This is a genomic window from Streptomyces sp. GS7 (assembly GCF_009834125.1).
Taxonomy (GTDB): Bacteria; Actinomycetota; Actinomycetes; order Streptomycetales; family Streptomycetaceae; genus Streptomyces.
Map to the genome: position 1 here is coordinate 7,259,288 of NZ_CP047146.1, position 20,190 is coordinate 7,279,477.

Consider the following 20,190-nt stretch of genomic DNA (forward strand, 5'->3'; position numbering starts at 1 on the left):
CCTCGCGTTGATCACGAGGCTATGGACGGCGGAACGGTGAAGCGTCAAACGAGCAACCGAACTTCGGAGTCAACCCGTGGCATGACATCCCTGCAATGGATCAACCCGTGCGGCGACGCATGAGCTGCGGAGATCCCGAAAGATAAAGGCATGAACAAATCTCTCCGGCAGTGGCTACGCGCATGGGTCGCGTCGTCCGCTTATCCCTGGGTCTCCGGCGGAGCACTCACGGCGTTCGCGGCCGTGGAGCTGGTGGTGGTACCGCGGCATTCTCCGGTGATCGCGTTCGGCGTGCTGGTGTCCGCAGCGGCGCTGCCGTGGCGTCGCGCGCATCCGGCCACCGCGGTCCTTTCCGTTGCGGCGACCCTCGTGAGCTTCGCTGCCGGAACAGACCTCTATATCGCGGCGACCGTGAGCGGTCTCATGGGCTGCTACACCCTCGGGCGCCACCGCATGGCGCATCCGGCGATTCTTGTCGGCGGCGGCTCTGCGCTCGCTCTCGTGGTGAACCTGTGGCACATCGCGACGTGGCATCCGCAGGCGTACCGCATCGATCTCTTCTCCGAATGGTTCGTACTGACCGTGGCGATCCTGGCCGCGGTATCGATGGGTGACGCGGTACGCGCGCGCGAAGAGACACAGCGCGAGCGGGCAAACGCGCAGGCGCGGGTGATCGCGATGGAGCGCCGGCAGGCCGCCGAGTCCGAACGGGCGGCGATAGCGCGCGAGCTGCACGATGTCGTCTCGCACTCGGTTTCGGTGATCGCCGTGCAGGCGGAGAGCGCCACCTACACCACCCTTGATCTCTCGCCGCAGGCCCGCGAAGGGTTCCAGCAGATCGCCGCTTCGGCCAGGTCGTCGATGGCGGAGCTGCGCAGGCTGCTGGGCGTGCTGCGCACGGGGCCCGATGACAAGGCCGGTACGGCTCCCCAGCCGACCCTCGATGCGCTGGACGAGCTCATCACGCAGCACCGTTCGGTCGGCGGTGCGGTCGACCTGCGGGTCAGTGGAGATCGGGTCGAGTTGCCCACGTCCTGGGAGCTGTCCGCCTACCGCATCGTGCAGGAGGGGCTAACCAACGTACGGAGGCACGCCCCGGGTGCCCATGCGGTGGTGGAGATCGACTACGCGTCCGACCGGCTGGCGGTGCGGATCGCGGACGACGGGCCGGGTCCTCCGGGTGTGACCCACTCCGGCCACGGCTTGGTCGGCATGCAGGAGCGGGCGGCACTGCTCGGCGGAAAGCTCACCGCCGGCCGCGGCCCGCAAGGCGGCTTTCTCGTGGAAGCGGAGCTCCCGTGGTGATCAGAGCAATCGTCGCCGACGACCAGGCGATCGTCCGCACCGGCTTCGTCAATCTGCTGGGCACACAGGACGACATCGATGTGGTGGGCGAGGCGGAGGACGGTGTGCAGGCGGTCCGTCTCGCCGCGGAGCAACGCCCCGACCTGGCGCTGCTGGACATCCGTATGCCGCACAAGAACGGCATCGAGGCCGCACGTGAGATCACCCGGGCGTCGGGAGGCACGACCAAGGCGCTGATGCTGACGACGTTCGGCCTCGACGAGTACGTCTACGACGCGCTCGCGGCAGGGGCCAGCGGTTTCCTCCTCAAGGACACCACGTTCCCCGAACTCCTGCATGCCGTCAGGGTCGTGGCCGAGGGCAATGCGCTGCTCGCACCCGAGCTGACCAAGCGGCTCATCGCGGAATTCGTCAAGCAGCGGTCGGCACCGGTGCCGGTCCGCACAGTCGAGGAGCTGACCGCCCGCGAGGTGGAGGTACTCGTGCACATCGCCCAAGGACTGTCCAACGGAGAGATCGCCACGCGACTGACGATCACCGATCACACCGTCAAGACCCATATCAACCGGCTCTTCACCAAGATGGGCCTGCGTGACCGTGCCCAGGCGGTGATTCTCGCCTATGAGCTGGGCCTGGTCGTCCCGCAGGGCCGGCGTCCCCACCCTCCCCCTCGCACCTAGCAGCGAGCCGTCCTTCAGGAGCAATCCATGGCACAACAGCGGTACTTCACGCGGTTATTCCGTCGAGGCGTCCAGCACCACCACGTCCTCTGCGGCGAACGAAACTCCCACCCGCGCTCCCGCCTCCGGCGCATCGCGAAGTGGGCAGGCTGCCTCCAGTTGCGGTCCGCCCGCCGGCTCAAGCAACAGCGCGACATGGGTGCCACGGAACGTCCGGGCGGCGACCGTGCAGGGCAATCCGTCCGCCGGGGAGGTCAGCCGAACGCCGGCGGGCCGTACGAGCAGACGGCAGGGGCCGTCCGAAGTACCCTCCGGCACCGGCACCTTGCCCCAGGGCGTGGCGGCGGCTTCGCCCTGCACCGTCGCCTCGACCACGTTGTCGAAGCCGAGGAAGCGGGCGACGAATTCCGTGGCCGGCCGCTGCCAGACCTCCAGAGGGGTGCCGCTCTGCGCGATCCTGCCGTCCTGCATCACCACGACCCGGTCGGCGAGTGCAAAAGCCTCGCCCTGGTCGTGGGTGACGGCGAGCACGGTGGTACCCAACTCTCCGAAGAGCCGCCGCAGTTCTACGACAAGGCGTTCGCGCAGCCCGCGGTCCAGCTGACCGAGCGGCTCGTCGAGCATCAGCAGCCGGGGGCGTGGGGCAAGCGCACGGGCCAGTGCGACCCGCTGCTGTTCACCACCGGACAGCGAGGCAACGGCCCGCCGCTGGGCGCCGGGGAGCCCGACGAGGTCGAGCAGTTCGGCGACCGTACGCTCCTGCTCGGCGCGCGAGGAGCGCCGCATCCGCAGCCCGAAGGCGACGTTCCCCGCGACATCGCGCTGCGGGAAGAGCTGGTGGTCCTGGAACATCAGCCCGACCCCGCGCCGGTGCGTCGGCACGCCCGCCTGGTCCCGCCCCTCCAGCAGCACCTCGCCCGCATCGGCATGCTGCAGACCGGCCACCACCCGCAGCAGTGTCGACTTGCCGCTGCCGCTGGGCCCGAGGACGCACACGATTTCCTGCGCGGCGACATCCAGGTCCACCGCGTCGAGCGCCGGGCGCCCGCCGGGTGCGCCGAAGCGGACGGTCACCCCGCCCAGCCGCAGCAGTTCCCGTGCCGTGCTTCCGGCCTGCGCCGTCATCTAGAACTCCCCGGAGTGGTCGGTGCGGATGCGCTCCAGAGCCAGCAGGGCACCGGCGCACACCACCATCAGGATGGTCGACAGAGCCATCGCCTGCCCGTAGTTGAGCTCCCCGGCACGCCCCAGCAGCCGTGCCACGGCCACCGGCAGCGTGGGGTGGTCCGGCCGCGCGATGAAGACGGTCGCGCCGAACTCCCCCAGCGAAACGGCGAAGGCGAAGCCCGCCGCGATCAGCAGCGCCCGCCGCACCATCGGCAGGTCCACCTCGCGCCAGACCCGCCATGGCGACGCTCCGAGAACGGCCGCCGCCTCCCGCAGCCGCCCGTCGACCGCCCGCAGTACCGGCAGCATCGTCCGGACCACGAACGGCACACCGACCAGAGCCTGTGCGAGCGGCACCAGCCACCAGGAACCGCGCAGATCCAGCGGAGGCTTGTCGAGGGTGATCAGAAAGCCGAAGCCGACGGTCACGGCGGAGACGCCCAGCGGCAGCATCAGCAGCGCGTCGAAGCCGCTGACGAACCTGCCGGCCATCGACGTCCGCCGGGACGGGCCGGTGCGGAGCTGGGGACGTGTGAGGGCCACTGCCGCCAGCCCTCCCACCAGCACGGCGATCACGGTCGCCGCCGCGCCGTAGGCAAGGGAGTTCCACACGGCGTCGAGCGGAGCGACCGCGAAGGTGCTGTCGGCGGCCGCCGCGGAGCGAAGCGCCCTGTAGAAGACCAGCCCGTAGCCGTCCGGCCCGGCGAAGGACCGCTCGACGAGCACGGCCAGCGGCAGGACGAGCAGCACCGCGATGACTGCGAGCGTGCCCCACAGCAGAGCCCACTGGACGCCGCCGCGCGGTCGGCGTGCGGTGTGCGTTGCGTCCACCAGACGCAGCGTGGATTCCCGCCGGCGCACGGTCCAGGCATGCACCGCCAGCAGTCCCAGCACCGCGGCGAACTGAATCAGCGTCAGGACGGCGGCTGTCGGCAGATCCAGGAATTCTGCGGTCTGCCGGTAGATCTCCACCTCCAGCGTCGAGAAGGTGGGCCCGCCCAGAATCTGCACCACGCCGAAGGAGGTGAAGGTGAAGAGGAACACCATCAGCGCAGCCGCCGCGACGGCCGGCGCCAGCGCGGGCAGTGTCACCCGCCGCCAGGCCGCGAACCGTCCGGCGCCGAGCACCCGCGCCGCCTCTTCCTGCCGCGGATCGAGCTGGCTCCAGAGCCCGCCGACGGTGCGGACGACCACCGCGTAGTTGAAGAAGACGTGCGCCAGCAGGATCGCCCACACCGAAGTGTCCAGCCGAACGCCCCACAGGTCGTCCAGCAGTCCGCCCCTGCCGACCAGAGCGAGGAACGCCGAGCCGACGACCACGGTCGGCAGCACGAACGGCACTGCCACCACCGCCCGGAGCAGCTGTTTGCCGGGGAAGTCGAAGCGCGCGAAGACATAGGCGCCGGGCAGGGCGATCAGCAGGGTCAGACCGGTCGAGGCAGCTGCCTGCCAGAGCGTGAACCACAGCACATGAAGGATGTCCGGGTCACTCAGTACGGCGCCGAGCCGGCCGAGCTGCCACCGTCCGCCGTCCTTCAGCCCCCGCCCGACGATCGCGACGACGGGGTAGGCGAAGAACAGCGCGAAGAAGGCGAGCGGCACAGCCATCAGGCCGAGCCGCACCGCCGTTCCCCGCGCGGGCCTCCCGAGGCGGGCGCGGGCTACTTCAGAACGAGCGAGGACCACTGCTTGATCCACTGTTCAAGGTTCTTGGAGATCGTCTCCGGTGCCAGCGTCGTCGGCTTGTCGATCGTCGCGCCGTACTTGGTAAACAGCTCCGGCACCTTGGCGTCCTTGCGCGCGGGGTTGACGAACATCTGGAGCGGCATGTCCTCCTGGAACTGCTTCGACAGCAGGAAGTCCAGCAGCTCCTTGCCGCCCTTCTCGTTCTTCGCGCCCTTGAGCAGACCGCCGAATTCGATCTGCCGGAAGCAGGTGCCGGTCGCGACACCAGTGGGCGCCTCCTTGGGTGCCGGGTTCTTGCCCATCACCTCGGCGGGCGGGCTGGACGCGTAGGAGACGACCAGCGGCTTGTCGCCCTTGCCCTTGCCGGCCGCGGAGCCCGAGAAGCGCTCGTTGTACGCCTGTTCCCAGCTGTCGACGACCTCGACCCCATTGGCCTTGAGCTTCTTCCAGTAGTCCTGCCAGCCGGCATCGCCGTACTTCGCGACCGTTCCGAGCTGGAAGGCGAGCCCCGGAGAGGAGGCCGCGGAATTCTCCGTGACGAGCAGCCCCTTGTACTGGGGCTTGAGCAGATCGTCGAAGGTCTGCGGCGGCGCGATCTTGTGCTGGGTGAAGTAGGCGCGGTCGTAGTTGACGCAGATGTCGCCGTAGTCGAGAGGCGTGACGCGGTGCGCGTCCTTGTCGAGCTGCAGGTCGGCCGGGACGCTGTCCAGCCCCTTGGCCTGGTACGGGCTGAAGATGCCCGCCTTCAGCCCGCGCGAGAGCAGGGTGTTGTCGATGCCGAAGAAGACATCGCCCTGCGGGTTGTCCTTGGACAGGATCGCCTGGTTGACGGCCTTGCCAGCATCCCCGCCCTTGAGCACCTTGACCTTGTAGCCGCTCGCCTTCTCGAAAGCGGCCAGTACGGACTTGGAGGCGTTGAACGAGTCATGGCTGACGAGCGTGACGGTCTTGGCATCCGCGCTCCCGCCGCCGCCCCCCGTGGTGCCGCATGCGGAGAGGGCGGTCATGCCGGCCGCGGCGGCGAGCGCTGCCGCGGTGATCCTGCTGGTGGTGCTCACTGATTTCCTCCTGGCTGGCCAGGAAGAGACGCGGCCCCGCCCGGTGCCCGCCGCTCGCGACGTCGCGTGACGTGCGGCAACGCACCGTGGGCAGGGCGCAACAGCATGAGTGACGACCGAACTTCCTACCCGGAATGACCCGGGCGAGGTTCAAGGGTCTGCGGGCGCCGTGTGGTTTCGACGCTTCCGCACTCTCAGCGCTGTGGCGCTCCCCTGTCGGAATGTGCATTTGTTCGAGCACACCGTACCAGCGGGCGTTCAGCGCTCCGAGGCGGCGAGCTGCCCGCAGGCGCCGTCGATCTCCTGGCCGCGGGTGTCCCGAACGGTCACGGGCACACCATGCGCCTCGATGGCCCGGACGAACGCCAGCTCGTCCTCGGGCCGCGAGGCGGTCCACTTCGAGCCCGGCGTCGGATTGAGCGGAATGAGGTTCACATGGACACGCTTGCCCTTGAGCAGTCGTCCCAGCAGGTCACCGCGCCATGCCTGGTCGTTGATGTCGCGGATCAGCGCGTACTCGATCGAGATGCGGCGGCCGGACTTCTCGGCGTACTCCCACGCCGCGTCCAGCACCTCGCGGACCTTCCAGCGGGTGTTGACGGGCACAAGGGTGTCGCGCAGCTCGTCGTCGGGCGCGTGCAACGACACCGCGAGCCGGCACTTGAAGCCCTCGTCGGCGAACCTCAGCATCGCCGGGACCAGCCCGACCGTCGAGACCGTGATGCCGCGCTGGGACAGCCCCAGCCCGTCCGGCTCGGGGTCGGTCAGCCGCCGGATCGCGCCGACCACCCGCTTGTAGTTGGCGAGCGGCTCGCCCATCCCCATGAAGACGATGTTGGAGAGCCGCGCCGAGCCACCCGGCACCTCGCCGTCACGCAACGCCCGCATCCCATCGACGATCTGGTGCACGATCTCGGCGGTGGAGAGGTTGCGGTCCAGCCCCGCCTGCCCGGTGGCGCAGAACGGGCAGTTCATTCCGCAGCCGGCCTGCGAGGAGATGCACATGGTGACCCGGTCCGGGTAGCGCATCAGCACCGACTCGACGAGCGTGCCGTCGTGCAGCCGCCACAGGGTCTTGCGGGTGGTGTCGTTGTCGCACGAGATGTGCCGCACCACGTTCATGAGATCCGGCAGCAGCTCCGCCGCCAGCTTCTCGCGCGCCGCCGCCGGGATGTCGGTCCACTCGGCCGGGTCGTGCGCGTAGCGGGCGAAGTAATGCTGAGACAGCTGCTTCGCGCGAAACGGCTTCTCGCCGATCGCGGCCACCGCTTCGCGGCGCTCGACGGGGCTGAGGTCAGCGAGGTGCCGAGGAGGCTTCTTGGCCCCACGGGGGGCGACGAATGTCAGTTCTCCCGGGGCCGGGCGTGCCATGAGTGGAAACTCCTCTGTACGACGAGGCCGGGCGTCCTCCGCTGTCGCGGAGCCAGGTGCCGGACGGGGCCGGAGCCAGAAGACCTCACGGATCACCCCCCGCGGTCGCGGGGCGGAAAGGGCGCATCGCCCACGAGCGACGCGCCCTTCAAGGGTAACCGGCGCCGGTCAGCCCGATCCCACAAAGATCACGAACAGCAACCAGACCACCGGCGCCGTCGGCAGCAGGGAGTCCAGGCGGTCCATGATGCCGCCGTGGCCGGGCAGCAGGGTGCCCATGTCCTTGATCCCGAGATCGCGCTTGATCATGGATTCGCCGAGGTCACCGAGGGTCGCGCTGGCCGCAACCGCGAGACCGAGCAGCAGCCCCTGCCACCAGGTGCCGCCCTTGATCAGGAACTCCATGCACAGCGCGCCCGCCACCATCGCGAACAGCACCGCGCCGACGAGCCCTTCACGGGTCTTGCCGGGGCTGATCCGCGGCGCGAGCTTCTTCCTGCCGAACCGCCAGCCGACCGCGTACGCGCCGGTGTCGCTGACGACCGTCAGCAGCAGGAACGTCAGCACCCGCTGCGGCCCGTCGTCCCCGGCCGCGAGCATCAGGGCCACGAACGTCGCCAGGAACGGCACGTAGAACGCCGCGAAGACGCCCGCCGTGACATCCCGCAGATAGTTCTCGGGCGCCTCGGTCATCCGCCACACGAGGACGGCCAGCGCGGTGAGCGCCATCGCCACCCACGCCCCCTCGGCCCCGCGGACGTATCCGGCGACCACCATGGAGGTGCCGCCGACCGCAAGCGGCACCAACGGCACCCGGATGTCCTTGCGCTCCGCCAGCCGCGAGGTCAGCTCCCACAGCCCCACGACGACAGCGATCGCTATCACACCGATGAACACCGGCTTGTAGACGAAGAGCGAGGCGAGGATGACCGCGCCGAGGCCGACACCGACCCCTATGGCGGCGCGAAGATTGCGCCCCGCGCTCTTCTTCTTCGGTTTCTCTGGGTCCGACGTGCTACCGGCCCCGGGGAGAGAGGTGGGCATGGGCTCCTGCGGCCTGTCGTCGCGGAACAGGGGGCCGCTCAGTCGAGCAGCCCCCCGGTCGTCCCGGATGTCCCGATGGTCGTCCTGGTGTCCGCCCGGCTCGGGCACGATGGGCATGGGCCGAGTCTGCGCCGCGTCGCCCCGGTCGTGCACGGGACCCGCCGGGACGGGGGGCGCCACCCCGCGCAGCGAGGCAGCCGGTCCGTGGTCGGGCGGTCCCCATCGACCGGCGCCGGGCGGGGTCCCCCAGGATGACTCGTTCATCAGACCTCTAGGAGCTCGGATTCCTTGTGCTTGAGGAGCTCGTCCACCTGCGCGACGTACTTCGCGGTGACGTCGTCGAGCTCCTTCTCCGCGCGGCGGACCTCGTCCTCGCCCGACTCCTTGTCCTTGACCAGCTTGTCGAGCGCTTCCTTGGCCTTGCGACGCACGCTGCGGATCGAGATCTTCGAGTCCTCGGCCTTGTTCTTGGCGACCTTGATGAACTCGCGGCGGCGCTCCTCGGTGAGCTCCGGGAACGTCACACGGATGATGTTGCCGTCGTTGCTCGGGTTGACACCGAGGTCCGAGTCGCGGATCGCCTGCTCGATGTTGCGCAGCGCGCTCTTGTCGAACGGGGTCACCACGGCCATCCGCGGCTCCGGCACCGAGAACGACGCCAGCTGGTTGATCGGCGTCATGGCACCGTAGTAGTCCGCCACGATCTTGTTGAACATCGCCGGGTGCGCACGCCCGGTGCGGATCGCGGCGAAGTCCTCCTTGGCGACCACGACGGCCTTCTCCATCTTCTCCTCGGCTTCGAGGAGGATCTCTTCGATCACCACTTGCTCCTGGTCTTTTCGGTAAGAAGCAGAGCCTCGCCCCTGCCGCGCGTCTTCTCCTGCACGGTGTCCGACCGGCAGGCGGTTGTCCATCCCCGTACCGAGGTCTTCCCACGGCCGGGAGTTGCCGCCCGTACGGGCCGATGCCCGTACGGAATCACGGCAGTTGGGGCCGTCAGGCCCGGGTGTTCTGATCGCTGACGAGCGTGCCGATCTTCTCACCCTTCACCGCACGCGCGATGTTGCCCTCGGCGAGCAGCTCGAACACGAGAATCGGGAGCTTGTTGTCCCGGCACAGCGTGATGGCGGTGGCATCGGCGACCTTCAGATCGCGGGTGATCACCTCGCCGTATTCGAGGGCGTCGAACTTGACCGCGTCCGGGTTCTGCTTCGGATCGGAGTCGTAGACACCGTCCACACCGTTCTTGCCCATCAGCATGGCCTCGGCGTCGATCTCCAGAGCGCGCTGGGCGGCGGTGGTGTCGGTGGAGAAGTACGGCATGCCCATACCGGCGCCGAAGATGACGACCCGGCCCTTCTCCAGGTGGCGCACCGCGCGCAGCGGAATGTACGGCTCCGCGACCTGGCCCATCGTGATCGCGGTCTGGACGCGGGAGTCGATGCCCTCCTTCTCCAGGAAGTCCTGGAGGGCCAGGCAGTTCATGACCGTACCGAGCATGCCCATGTAGTCGGATCGGGCCCGGTCCATACCGCGCTGCTGGAGTTCGGCGCCGCGGAAGAAGTTGCCGCCGCCGATCACGATGGCGATCTCATAGCCGTCGCGGACCACCGCGGCGATCTCCCGGGCGATGGCGTGCACGACATCGGGGTCGACACCCAGTCCTCCGCCACCGGCGAACGCCTCGCCCGACAGCTTCAGAAGGAAGCGCCGCCTGCCGCCGTTGCCGGCTTTGTGTGTGTCCGCGCCGTCGGCACCGTGATTCATTGAGCTCTCCTCGTGCACATACGAAGAAGGCCACTGCCGTGGGTCTGGTCCAGATCCCTGTGCGGCAATGGCCTCCTCGTCACATCTGCGGCCGGCCGTTGAGCGGCCGACTGCGTACGACCCTAGCGGGGTCGTAAGTCATTCGCTGCCTTCGCGGCAGGCTCAGATGCCGACCTTGATGCGCGAGAAGCGCTTCAGGGTGACACCGGCCTCCTGGAGGACCTTCTCGACGGACTTCTTGTTGTCGAGGGCGTACGGCTGGCCGAGCAGCGTCGCCTCCTTGAAGAAGCCGTTGAGGCGACCCTCGACGATCTTCGGCAGTGCGGCCTCGGGCTTGCCCTCGGCGCGGGTGGTCTCCTCGGCGACGCGACGCTCGGCCTCGACGACCTCGGCCGGGACGTCCTCCTTGGAGAGGTACTGCGGGGCGAAGGCGGCGATGTGCTGCGCAATGCCCCTGGCGACCTCGGCGTTGTCCTTGTCGAGCTCGATGAGGACACCGATCTGCGGCGGCAGGTCAGGCATGGTGCGGTGCATGTACGCCGTCACGTAGCCGTCGGAGAACTGCGCGAAGCGGTCCAGGACGATCTTCTCGCCGAGGTTCGCGTTGGCCTCGTCGACGAACGCCTGGACGGTCTTGCCGGCCTCGATCTCGGAGGCGAGCAGGGCCTCGACGTCGGCCGGCTTGGTCTTGGCGACGTGCGCGGCCAGGGCGCTGGCGACGGACTGGAACTTCTCGCCCTTGGCGACGAAGTCCGTCTCGCACTTCAGCTCGAGGATGAGGCCGGAGGCGTTGTCGTCGGCGATCACGGAGACCACAGCGCCGTTCTCGGCGGAGCGGCCCTCGCGCTTGGCGACGCCCTTCTGGCCCTTGACGCGGAGCACCTCGACGGCCTTGTCGACGTTGCCCTCGGCCTCTTCCAGGGCCTTCTTGCAGTCCATCATGCCGGCGCCGGTGAGCTCGCGGAGCTTCTTGACGTCAGCGGCGGTGTAGTTCGCCATGGTCTGTGAATCTCTTCTCGGAATCGCGGAAGTCGAAAGATCTACGGGTGGACGGCGGGGGCGGCGCTTGTGGCACCCTCCCCCGCCGTCATCAACCGGTCTTGAGGTCAGCCCTGCTCGGCCGGCTTCTCGGCCTCGGCGGCCGGGGCCTCGGCCTTGGCGGCCTCGTCGTCGGACTTCTTGTCGCCTTCGAGCAGGTCGCGCTCCCACTCGGCCAGCGGCTCGGCGGCAGCCTTGTCGCCGGGCTTCTGGTCGCCGGTGGCGGCACCGGAACGGGCGATGAGGCCCTCGGCGACGGCGTCGGCGATCACGCGGGTGAGCAGGGTGACGGAGCGGATCGCGTCGTCGTTGCCCGGGATCTTGTAGTCGACCTCGTCGGGGTCGCAGTTGGTGTCGAGGATCGCGACAACCGGGATGTTGAGCTTGCGCGCCTCACCGACGGCGATGTGCTCCTTCTTGGTGTCCACGATCCAGACGGCGCTGGGCACCTTCTGCATCTCGCGGATACCACCGAGGGTCTTCTCCAGCTTGGCCTTCTCGCGGGAGAGGACGAGGAGCTCCTTCTTGGTGAGGCCGGAGGCGGCCACATCCTCGAAGTCGATCTGCTCAAGCTCCTTCAGACGCTGCAGGCGCTTGTAGACCGTGGAGAAGTTGGTCAGCATGCCGCCGAGCCAGCGCTGGTTCACGTAGGGCATGCCCACGCGGGTCGCCTGCTCGGCAATGGCCTCCTGGGCCTGCTTCTTGGTGCCGACGAACATGACCGAGCCGCCGTGGGCAACGGTCTCCTTGACGAACTCGTAGGCGCGGTCGATGTACGACAGCGACTGGAGCAGGTCGATGATGTAGATGCCGTTGCGCTCGGTGAAGATGAAGCGCTTCATCTTCGGGTTCCAGCGGCGGGTCTGGTGCCCGAAGTGGACGCCGCTCTCCAGCAGCTCCCGCATCGTGACGACGGCCATGGCCGTACTCCTTGTTGTCTCTCGGTTCCACCACGGCCGGTCGGCCGCGATGCCTGACGCCCCGACGCGCCTGCCAGGGGAGGAACCGGGCGGAACCTTCCGAGGACCGAGGAGCGCGGCCGTCGTGCTGCCCGAAAGGGACTGGTGCACTGATGGCGGGGCGTGCGAAGTCGACCCGGTGACCCGGATCGCCACCAGAAGTGTACGGGACTGGCGATGCACCGGGCGACACGCACCATTTCGTGCCCCGGGCGAGTGACGCCGTTGTCCACAATCGGCTCGCCGTCCACAGCTTTCGACCAAGATCCCCATGCCCGTCCGGACTCCGTCATGGTCAGGGCATGAGACGACACCCCAGCTCAACCAAGCGGCAGCCCCTCTCGCTCCCGAGGACGGTGGCGGTGGCAACTGCAGTGTGCGTGCCGATGGCAGCAGGTGCGTGGGATGCGTTCAAGGCTGATCCCCTGGGCCTCGCAGCGGCAAGCGCCACGGTCCGCGCCACGCGAACCGGCCCGGAAGACCGGGCAGCCTCGGCGGCTGCCGACCGGTCGTGGCCGGTGGACGGCCCGGCAGGACTGCGACCCACCGTGCTACGCGGCTGGGAGCCGCCCCCTTCGCCCTGGGCGGCGGGCCACCGCGGCGTCGACCTCGCAGCGTCCCCCGGCGCGGTCGTACGGGCAGCCGCGCCCGGCCAGGTCGCGTTCGCCGGCACCGTCGCCGGCCGCGGGGTGCTCACCATCGAGCTGTCCGACTCGGGGCACCCGCCCTTACGCACCACCTACGAACCAGTCCGCGCCACCGCCCGCCCAGGGCAGCACGTCACGGCAGGCCAGCCGGTCGGCGAGCTGCAACGCGGCCCGTTCCACTGCCGCGCCCCGTGTCTCCACTGGGGCCTGCTCCGCGGGAAGTCCTACCTGGACCCACTCTCGCTGCTGCCACCGGCCATGCTCCATGGCGGCCCGTCCCGGCTGCTCCCCGTCTTCGGCATCCCCGAACCCACGATCCCTGCCACTCCTGGGCGAACGGAATCGAAGCGGCCGGTTCCGGGGCGGCCTGCCCCCACGGCGCACAAGACGACGGACGCACCGACGAGCGCGGCCCTCGTAGGAGCGATCGCGCTCGCGACCGCCGCGCTGTGGGCGCTGGGCCGCCATGCGTCGGGCGGCCGAGGCGGGGCCAATGGGGTGGGACGACTCCGAGTGCCGTACTGCCGGTGGGGAATGGCCACGGCGCGAAGAAATGACCGCGCGGAGGGAGAGACGGAGGAAAGTACGGAGGGGCGAAGGATGAGGTGACGGGCGGGCGGTGACGCTGACGCGGAGCAAGCCGCGAGAGGAGCAACGAGGATCACGCCTGCGACACGGCACAGCCAGCCTCGGTGACCAGGTGAGCGCACGCCGGCTGCGGGCTGCGGGCTGCGGGCTGCGGGCTGCGGGCTGCGGGCTGCGGGCTGCGGGCTGCGGGCTGCGGGCTGCGGGCTGCGGGCTGCGGGCTGCGGGCTGCGGGCTGCGGGCTGCGGGCTGCGGGCTGCGGGCTGCGGGCTGCGGGCTGCGGGCTGCAACGAGCGGAGGTGGTGATGGAGGGGGGCGGGAGGGGTGGGGGCGGGGCCCGGGGGGGGAGCCCCTCAGGAAGCTCCGGCGGCGTCAGCCGCCGACCCCTCGCAAGACCATGGCCACTGCCGCCTCCGTGATCTCTTCCGGGTTTTCCGCGGCGCCGAGTTCGACGCGGCGGACGGCGGCGTCGACGACGCCCTGGAGGAGCATGGCGGCGAGGCGGGGGTGTTCATGGCCGAGGGCGGCGAGCGCCTCGACGATCATGGCGATCAGGCCGCCGTGCGCCGCGCGGATCTTCTCTCTCGCCCCGGCGTCCAGTTCGCCGGCCGAGATGGCGACGACGGCGCGGTGGCGGCGGTCGCCGACCAGGGCCAGCTGCCGGCGCACATACGCCTCGACCTTCCTCTCGGGCGTTTCGGCGCCTTCCATCGCTGCCTCGACCTCCGCCGCCCATACGGGGAAGTCGGCGGCGCACAGTTCCTCGACGACGGCCGCACGGGAGCGGAAGTACTCGTATACGGAGGAGCGCGCGAGGCCCGTGCGCTCGGCGAGGGCGGGGAAGGTCAGCGCCTCCGTTCCGCCTTCGGACAGCAGGGTGCGGGCGGCGTCCAAGAGGGCGCCGCGCTGCATCGTCCGGTGCTCGGCCACCGAGGCCGCTCGAATCCTGGGCACGCCACCACTGTACGGATGGCCCCCGCGTTGTGGCACTCCGCGTTACGACACGAGGCGGCAGAGGGCGACATCGACCGGAGCGTCGCGGCCCGCTCAGCGTCCGACATCCGCCAGTTTCGCCCGGAGCTGGAGTACGGATTTGGTGTGGATCTGGCTGACCCGGCTCTCCGTTACGCCGAGGACGTTGCCGATCTCGGCGAGGGTGAGGCCCTCGTAGTAGTAGAGGGTGACCACGGTCTTCTCGCGTTCGGGGAGTGTGTTGATGGCCCGGGCGAGCAGCCGCCGCAGTTCGCGGTCCTCGGCGATTTCCACGGGGTTCTCGGCGGCGGTGTCCTCCAGTGTGTCCATCAGGCTCAGGCGTTCACCGCCCTCGCCGCCGACGTGGAGGAGTTCTTCCAGCGCCACGACGTTCGCCAGCGACAGCTGGCTGAAGACACCGTGGAGTTCTTCCAGTGCGATACCCATCTCGCCGGCGACCTCCGCCTCGGTGGGGGTACGGCGGAGTTGCGCTTCGAGCGTGGCATACGCCCGTTCCACGGCTCGGGCCTTCTGCCGTACGGATCGTGGGATCCAGTCCAGGGCGCGCAGTTCGTCGATCATCGCGCCGCGGATGCGGGTGATGGCGTACGTCTCGAACTTGATGGAGCGTTCGGGTTCGAACTTCTCGATGGCGTCGATCAGTCCGAAGACCCCCGAGGAGACGAAGTCGGCCTGCTCGACGTTGGGCGGCAGTCCGACGCTGACGCGGCCGGCGACGTACTTGACCAGCGGTGAGTAGTGCAGGATCAGCTGTTCCCGCAAGCGTCCGTCGCCCGACGCCTTGTAGGAGCGCCACAGCTCGTCGAGCGAGGTGGGCGGATTGGGGCGCACGCTGCCGCGCGCGGCGGGTGGCACTGCCGCACGGTCAGACCCGGAGGTGTGCTGGGGCATTCGTCGCCTTGAGCCGTTCTGCCGAGACACGGGTAGGTGGATGGATGAGGGTTGAATTGTTGTGAGCGTAGCGTGACCGCAGCATCGCGGTGTGCGAGGAAAGCGGGTTGGGTGTGCGCAGATACGTTCCGCTGCCCGCACCTCAGGGTTACCTCGTACGGCGTGGCGACACCCGGACGGGGTGCCGGGGGCGCGTTCCCGGAGGGCCGTGCGGACGGACGCGGTGAAGCGGCAGGCAGGACCCCGTGCGTCCGTTGCGCCACATCACCGTCTCCCAACGGGTCGGCCTCGCGCACCGAAGCGAGGCAAACCTGGATTCTGCGGTCATTCCCCTCACCCTTTCACCCGTTCGCGCAAGGTCAAGTACCGCCTCGCCGGGAACCGTCGGCGGAGTTGGCGCGTCGCACCAACTCCCAGCGCTCACCGCACCTTTGAACGAATCCCAGGGATTGCAGCTCGAAGAGCTTTCCCTGAGTGGTGTCGTGGGGTGTACCCGACTCCCGTGCCAGTTGAGCGGTGTCCGCGGGGCCGCGGGCCGGCAGTGCTTCCAGTACGCGGGCGGCGACCGGGTCCAGAAGGTCGCGTGCGAGGATCGGACCGCGCCGCTCGGGTGCGAGGTCGCCGATGCTGCCGACGAGTTCGATGACCTCGTCGGCGTCGGTGACCACCGTGGCTTCGCCGCGCAGGAGTTGATGCACACCGGCGGACAGGCCGCTGGTGACCGGCCCCGGCACACCCATCGTGAACCTCCCGAGGGACAGCGCGCGCCGGGCGGTGACCAGTGAGCCGCTGCGGAGTTCGGCTTCCACGACAACGGTGCCCCGGGTGAGCGCGGCGATCACGCGGTTGCGCAGCACGAAGCGACTGCGGGTGGGGTGGTCGCATGGTGGCAACTCGGCCACGATCAGGCCCTGTTCGGCGATCCGGCCGAGCAACTCGGTGTGGCCGCGCGGATAGGCGTAGTCGACGCCGGAGGCGAGGACGGCGACGGTCGGGCCGTCCGCGGCCAGTGCGCCGCGGTGCGCGGCGCCGTCGACGCCGTACGCCGCCCCGGAGACGACCGTCCAGCCGCGCTCGGCGAGTCCGGCGCCGAGGGTGGTGGCGAGGTGGGCGCCGTATTCGGTGCAGGACCGCGCGCCGACCACGGCGACCGAGCGCAGCGCCCACAGTCGCAGGCCGCCCGCACCACGTACCCAGAGGCCGATGGGGCGGCCGTCGCCGAGGTCGTCGAGTTGGCGTGGCCATTCCTCGTCGCCGGGGCAGATGAAGCGGCCGCCGAGCGCGGCGACGGCCGCGAGGTCCGCGGCGGGGCGGGCGCGCGCGGCGCGCAGTCTGAGGCCCGCGACCTTGGTGGGGCTCACGCCCGGAGGAAGGCTCGTGTCGTCCTCCGACAGTGCGTGCCAGAGGGCCACCGGGCCCATCTCGCGCAGCCAGCGGCCGGCTGTTTCGTCGCCTGGTTCGAGGATGCGGGTGAGGGCCGCGCGGGCGGTCCGCTGCGGTTCGCAGGTTTCGCGCCGGGCTGTGCCGCTGCCGGCTGCCGTCCTTGCTCCGTTCGCTTCGTGAGTCGGCCTGGTGGGCGCGCTGGTGGCGCGGTCCGGTGCGGAGGGCATGCCGGGAGCGGGGGTGCTCGGGGGGTTTGCCGTGGCCCCGCTGGTGGCGAAGCCCCATTCATCCGTTGCGGGCATCGCTCACCTCCGCTCGTCCGCCGGTCCGCCCCTTCGTGCGTGCGGTCGGCGTCTGCGCGCCTGCTGCGGTCGTCACGGTGCCGCGGCGTACGCCGGTGCGGAGTTCCAGGGCCCAGTCGACGTCCTTCCGTGTGGGGCGGTCGCGGCCTGCGAGGTCGGCGGCGGTCCAGGCGACGCGGAGGACGCGGTCGAGGCCGCGGGCGGTCAGGAGGCCGCATTCCAGGTCGCGTTCGGCGTGGGCCAGCGCGCCGGGGTGTACCTGCCAGCGGGTTCGCAGTTCGTGGCCCGGTACCTCGCTGTTGGTGTGCCAGGGGGTGCCGGCGTAGCGGGCCGCGGCGCGTTCGCGCGCGGCGCGGACGCGTTCGGCGACGTCGGCGGTGGATTCGGCGCCGCGGCCGAGTGCGAGGAGTTCTGAGCGGGCGACCGGTTCCACGGCGATCCGCAGGTCCACGCGGTCCATCAGCGGCCCGGAGAGCCGGGCTCGGTAGCGGCGGATCGAGGAGGGCCGGCATTCGCAGCCGCCGCCGGTGGTGCCGTGCCGGCCGCAGGGGCAGGGGTTTGCCGCGAGGGCGAGGAGGAAACGGGCGGGCATGCGCATCATCCCCGCGGCCCGGGCGACGACGACGTGTCCGGATTCCAGTGGCTGGCGTAATGCGTCCAGGACGCGTGGGCTGCATTCGGCGGCCTCGTCCACGAAGAGCACGCCGTGGTGGGCGAGCGATACGGCCCCCGGTCTGGGCAGGCCGGCGCCGCCCCCGACGAGGGATGCCATGGTCGCGGAGTGGTGCGGGGCGCAGTAGGGCGGGCGGTGGACCAGTGGCTGTCCTGGTGGGAGGGTGCCAGCGACCGAGTGGACGGCGGTGACCTCCAGGGATTCCTTGGGTGTCAGGGCCGGCAGGAGTCCGGGGAGGCGTTCGGCGAGCATGGTTTTGCCGGCGCCCGGCGGGCCTTTGAAGAAGATGTGGTGGCGGCCGGCGGCGGCTACCTCCAGGGCGCGGCGGGCGCCGTGCTGGCCTGCGACGTCCGCGAGGTCGGGGGTGTGGTCGCCGGGTGGCAGGCCCGCGCCGACGCCGGTGCCGGGCGTGGTGAGCCCGGCGAGGAGGGGGTCGGGCCGGCCTTCTTCGAGGGGGTTCTCCTCGTCCGGCACGGGTTCGTCGGCGAGGACGGCGATGAGCTGGCGCAGGCTGCGGATGCCGAGGACGGAGACGCCGGGGACGAGGGATGCCTCGGCGACGGTCTGTTCCGGTACGACGACCTGGCGGAATCCGGCGTCGGCGGCGGCGAGGACGGCGGGCAGCACGCCGCGTACGGGCCGGACGCGGCCGTCGAGGCCCAGTTCGCCGATCATCATCAGGTCGGTGAGTTCACGGGGGTCCAGGCGCTCGGCGGCGCCGAGGACCGCGCAGGCCACGGCGAGGTCGAATCCGCTGCCGCTTTTGGGCACGGAGGCGGGGCTGAGGCCGACGGTGAGCTTCTTCTGCGGCCACTCGGCGCCGGAGTTCACGACGGCGGCGCGCACCCGGTCGCGGGATTCGACCAGGCTCTTGTCGGGGAGTCCGACGAGGGTGAAGGCGGCGACGCCGGGCTCCAGGTCGGCCTGGACCTCGACGACGACTCCTTCGACGCCGACCAGGGCGACGGAGCAGGTGCGGGCGAATCCCATCACGCCACCCCCCGTGCGTGTTCCACCGCGGGCGCGCCGCGGGCGGGCAGCAGGACGCCGATGACGTCGATTCGTACGCCGCCGGGCGGTGGGCCGCCGTGCCGCTCCAGCCAGCGTTCGGCGAGCAGCCGGAGCCGGGCGGTCTTCGCGGGCCGTACCGCGGCCATGGGGTGTTCGTAGGAGCCCGCCCTGCGGGTCTTGACCTCGCAGATCACCAGGGTGTCGCCATCGGCGGCGACGATGTCGATCTCGCCGTCGCGGCAGCGCCAGTTCCGGTCGAGGATCCGCATCCCGGCCTCGGTGAGGCGCCGGGCCGCCAGGTCCTCGCCGTAGCGCCCCAGTGCGCGGCGGCGGGTGCGGGGCCGGGCGGCCGTGGGCCGGTCCGGGGCGCGCGCTGCTCTGCCGCGGGCGCCTGGCCCGGTGGGGGCGTTCTTCCTGGCGCGTGCGGTCGTGCCGGGCGCTGGGTGTTCTCGGCTCCGTGCGGCTGCCACAGGCCCGTGGCCGTCCCTGGTCCCCGTGCCTTCGGCGGCTCCGGCACCGTCCGCGGTCCGTCCGCCGTCCCGGGTCCGTGCGTTGTCTCCGGCTTGCCTGCCGGTGTGCGTGGCGTTCATGCGGTACCACCTCCGGCACCGACTGTGACGCCTCCGCGCGGATCTATTGGATCTTGGTGGACAGCGGATCGATTGTGGACAACTCCGTCACCCGCCGGGGTGACCGGGGACGCTCCGCGAGGAACGGTTCCCCGGTCCGCCCCTCCACCGGTCAGCTTCCCGGAAGGTCCAGATCGCTCTTGTTGAGCTCTTCGATGTTCACGTCCTTGAACGTGAGTACCCGCACCTGCTTGACGAAACGGGCCGGTCGGTACATATCCCAGACCCATGCGTCGGCCATCGAGACCTCGAAGAACACTTCACCCTGCACCGAGTGCACCTGCATCTCGTAGTCGTTGGTGAGGTAGAAGCGACGTTCGGTCTCGATCACGTATTTGAACAGCCCGACGACGTCGCGGTACTCCCGGTAGAGCTTCAGCTCCATCTCGGTCTCGTACTTTTCGAGGTCCTCGGCGCTCATGGCAGATCCCCTTCAGCCGTGCGTCCCCCTATTGTGCGTCAGACCCTCTCGGTCTCCAGGAGCACTGGCGCACTCGGGGGGCCTTCGTCGAGCAGTGTGCGCAGCAGCCCGGCGAGTCTGGTCGGATACACCGTCTCATGCGTCGCCGACAGTTCCTCCGAAGTCCACCACCTCAGTCCCGAGACGCTGCGTCGCTCCAGGTCGGTGTGGCCGCCGGTGTCGGTGGCGGTCCGGTCGGTCCGCCCCAGGTAGTACCACTCGTCCTGCTCCCAGCGTCGCCCGTCGAACGGAAAGGCGCAGCGGCGCTTCCACAGGACGGGGCCCAGAACGGCATCGGTGATGCCCGTCTCCTCGGCGAGCTCGCGGCGCGCCGCCGCCTCGCGGGTCTCGGCGCCTTCCACACCGCCACCGGGGGTGAACCACCAGGTGTCGTCGGGGTTGTCCGGTTCGAAGCCGTGCAGCAGCAGGATCCGGTCGTCGGGGTCGAGCAGGACGACACGGGAGACCTGCCGCACCTCGGCAGGCTCACCGCCGGTCACCGCCCGTTCCGGCTTCCGCGCCGGCCCGGCGTTCGGCCCCC

19 protein-coding genes are annotated in these 20,190 nt (G+C 70.1%); 3 read left to right on the plus strand and 16 right to left on the minus strand.

Translation table 11 applies throughout. The annotated features are described in order from the left end of the window. Positions 1–150: 150 nt before the first annotated feature. Both GR130_RS31435 and GR130_RS31440 read left to right on the plus strand, forming a co-directional pair. Positions 151–1,305 carry a sensor histidine kinase gene (locus GR130_RS31435; RefSeq protein ID WP_159507841.1) on the plus strand — a complete coding sequence of 385 codons (1,155 nt, stop codon included), beginning with the start codon at positions 151–153 and terminating at the stop codon, positions 1,303–1,305. Continuing rightward, positions 1,299–1,985: a response regulator gene (locus GR130_RS31440; RefSeq protein ID WP_159507842.1), complete on the plus strand. Its 687-nt coding sequence runs from the start codon at positions 1,299–1,301 to the stop codon at positions 1,983–1,985. Before GR130_RS31435 ends, GR130_RS31440 begins: the two co-directional genes overlap by 7 nt. 54 nt (positions 1,986–2,039) lie before the next feature. Here the strand turns inward: GR130_RS31440 and GR130_RS31445 are convergent, their stop codons facing one another. The 9 genes from GR130_RS31445 to rpsB form a co-directional block, all read right to left on the minus strand. Continuing rightward, entirely contained in the window at positions 2,040–3,110 is a 1,071-nt protein-coding gene (locus GR130_RS31445) for an ABC transporter ATP-binding protein (RefSeq protein WP_159507843.1), read from the minus strand. Next, positions 3,111–4,838, minus strand: a complete 1,728-nt coding sequence (locus tag GR130_RS31450) for an ABC transporter permease (protein WP_201305236.1) — start codon at positions 4,836–4,838, stop codon at positions 3,111–3,113. Further along, a complete protein-coding gene (locus GR130_RS31455) occupies positions 4,814–5,896 on the minus strand; it encodes a thiamine ABC transporter substrate-binding protein (RefSeq protein ID WP_159507845.1) in 1,083 nt (360 codons plus the stop codon). The genes GR130_RS31450 and GR130_RS31455 overlap by 25 nt, the downstream gene beginning before the upstream one ends. A gap of 258 nt (positions 5,897–6,154) precedes the next feature. Continuing rightward, positions 6,155–7,267, minus strand: a complete 1,113-nt coding sequence (gene rlmN, locus GR130_RS31460) for a 23S rRNA (adenine(2503)-C(2))-methyltransferase RlmN (protein ID WP_159507846.1) — start codon at positions 7,265–7,267, stop codon at positions 6,155–6,157. 168 nt (positions 7,268–7,435) lie between these two features. Next, the gene (locus GR130_RS31465; protein WP_159507847.1) at positions 7,436–8,575 is read right to left on the minus strand and encodes a phosphatidate cytidylyltransferase; all 1,140 of its coding nucleotides are present in this window, start codon (positions 8,573–8,575) and stop codon (positions 7,436–7,438) included. Beyond that, positions 8,575–9,132, minus strand: a complete 558-nt coding sequence (frr, locus tag GR130_RS31470; protein ID WP_159507848.1) for a ribosome recycling factor — start codon at positions 9,130–9,132, stop codon at positions 8,575–8,577. The genes GR130_RS31465 and frr overlap by 1 nt, the downstream gene beginning before the upstream one ends. A 175-nt stretch (positions 9,133–9,307) precedes the next feature. After that, complete coding sequence (gene pyrH / locus GR130_RS31475) at positions 9,308–10,078, minus strand: UMP kinase (protein WP_039632372.1); 771 nt, start codon at positions 10,076–10,078, stop codon at positions 9,308–9,310. Positions 10,079–10,240: 162 nt separating this feature from the next. Continuing rightward, positions 10,241–11,077, minus strand: a complete 837-nt coding sequence (tsf, locus tag GR130_RS31480) for a translation elongation factor Ts (RefSeq protein ID WP_159507849.1) — start codon at positions 11,075–11,077, stop codon at positions 10,241–10,243. Between the two features lie 107 nt (positions 11,078–11,184). Further along, on the minus strand, positions 11,185–12,036 hold the full coding sequence (gene rpsB, locus GR130_RS31485; RefSeq protein WP_159507850.1) for a 30S ribosomal protein S2: 852 nt from the start codon (positions 12,034–12,036) through the stop codon (positions 11,185–11,187). Between the two features lie 425 nt (positions 12,037–12,461). On the opposite strand from rpsB, the gene GR130_RS31490 reads away from it, so the two are divergent. Next, positions 12,462–13,331, plus strand: a complete 870-nt coding sequence (locus GR130_RS31490; RefSeq protein ID WP_159510333.1) for a murein hydrolase activator EnvC family protein — start codon at positions 12,462–12,464, stop codon at positions 13,329–13,331. A gap of 348 nt (positions 13,332–13,679) precedes the next feature. Here GR130_RS31490 and GR130_RS31495 read toward each other — a convergent pair whose 3' ends face one another. The 7 genes from GR130_RS31495 to GR130_RS31525 all read right to left on the minus strand — a co-directional run bounded on the left by GR130_RS31495 (position 13,680) and on the right by GR130_RS31525 (position 20,149). Then, a complete protein-coding gene (locus GR130_RS31495) occupies positions 13,680–14,219 on the minus strand; it encodes a TetR/AcrR family transcriptional regulator (protein ID WP_159510334.1) in 540 nt (179 codons plus the stop codon). A 135-nt stretch (positions 14,220–14,354) separates the two neighbouring features. Then, positions 14,355–15,191 (minus strand): RNA polymerase sigma factor WhiG, encoded by an 837-nt coding sequence (gene whiG, locus GR130_RS31500; protein WP_043266318.1) that lies wholly within the window; start codon positions 15,189–15,191, stop codon positions 14,355–14,357. A gap of 359 nt (positions 15,192–15,550) precedes the next feature. Beyond that, a complete protein-coding gene (gene dprA, locus GR130_RS31505; protein WP_236573714.1) occupies positions 15,551–16,876 on the minus strand; it encodes a DNA-processing protein DprA in 1,326 nt (441 codons plus the stop codon). Continuing rightward, positions 16,860–18,539 carry a YifB family Mg chelatase-like AAA ATPase gene (locus GR130_RS31510; RefSeq protein WP_236573716.1) on the minus strand — a complete coding sequence of 560 codons (1,680 nt, stop codon included), beginning with the start codon at positions 18,537–18,539 and terminating at the stop codon, positions 16,860–16,862. Before GR130_RS31510 ends, dprA begins: the two co-directional genes overlap by 17 nt. Further along, on the minus strand, positions 18,539–18,880 hold the full coding sequence (locus GR130_RS41110) for a YraN family protein (RefSeq protein WP_236574043.1): 342 nt from the start codon (positions 18,878–18,880) through the stop codon (positions 18,539–18,541). The genes GR130_RS31510 and GR130_RS41110 overlap by 1 nt, the downstream gene beginning before the upstream one ends. A 421-nt stretch (positions 18,881–19,301) precedes the next feature. Next, complete coding sequence (locus tag GR130_RS31520; RefSeq protein ID WP_003980220.1) at positions 19,302–19,610, minus strand: DUF2469 domain-containing protein; 309 nt, start codon at positions 19,608–19,610, stop codon at positions 19,302–19,304. 38 nt (positions 19,611–19,648) lie between these two features. Beyond that, positions 19,649–20,149: an NUDIX hydrolase gene (locus tag GR130_RS31525; protein ID WP_159510336.1), complete on the minus strand. Its 501-nt coding sequence runs from the start codon at positions 20,147–20,149 to the stop codon at positions 19,649–19,651. Positions 20,150–20,190: the final 41 nt, after the last annotated feature.

Excerpts from the sequence above, each read along its gene's own strand:
- GR130_RS31435 (WP_159507841.1), top strand. The coding sequence starts at position 151 with ATGAACAAATCTCTCCGGCAGTGGCTACGCGCATGGGTCGCGTCGTCC.
- GR130_RS31445 (WP_159507843.1), bottom strand. The coding sequence starts at position 3,110 with ATGACGGCGCAGGCCGGAAGCACGGCACGGGAACTGCTGCGGCTGGGC.
- rlmN (WP_159507846.1), bottom strand. The coding sequence starts at position 7,267 with ATGGCACGCCCGGCCCCGGGAGAACTGACATTCGTCGCCCCCCGTGGG.
- GR130_RS31465 (WP_159507847.1), bottom strand. The coding sequence starts at position 8,575 with ATGAACGAGTCATCCTGGGGGACCCCGCCCGGCGCCGGTCGATGGGGA.
- pyrH (WP_039632372.1), bottom strand. The coding sequence starts at position 10,078 with ATGAATCACGGTGCCGACGGCGCGGACACACACAAAGCCGGCAACGGC.
- tsf (WP_159507849.1), bottom strand. The coding sequence starts at position 11,077 with ATGGCGAACTACACCGCCGCTGACGTCAAGAAGCTCCGCGAGCTCACC.
- rpsB (WP_159507850.1), bottom strand. The coding sequence starts at position 12,036 with ATGGCCGTCGTCACGATGCGGGAGCTGCTGGAGAGCGGCGTCCACTTC.
- GR130_RS31490 (WP_159510333.1), top strand. The coding sequence starts at position 12,462 with ATGGCAGCAGGTGCGTGGGATGCGTTCAAGGCTGATCCCCTGGGCCTC.
- GR130_RS31495 (WP_159510334.1), bottom strand. The coding sequence starts at position 14,219 with ATGCAGCGCGGCGCCCTCTTGGACGCCGCCCGCACCCTGCTGTCCGAA.
- whiG (WP_043266318.1), bottom strand. The coding sequence starts at position 15,191 with ATGCCCCAGCACACCTCCGGGTCTGACCGTGCGGCAGTGCCACCCGCC.
- dprA (WP_236573714.1), bottom strand. The coding sequence starts at position 16,876 with ATGCCCGCAACGGATGAATGGGGCTTCGCCACCAGCGGGGCCACGGCA.
- GR130_RS31510 (WP_236573716.1), bottom strand. The coding sequence starts at position 18,539 with ATGGGATTCGCCCGCACCTGCTCCGTCGCCCTGGTCGGCGTCGAAGGA.
- GR130_RS31520 (WP_003980220.1), bottom strand. The coding sequence starts at position 19,610 with ATGAGCGCCGAGGACCTCGAAAAGTACGAGACCGAGATGGAGCTGAAG.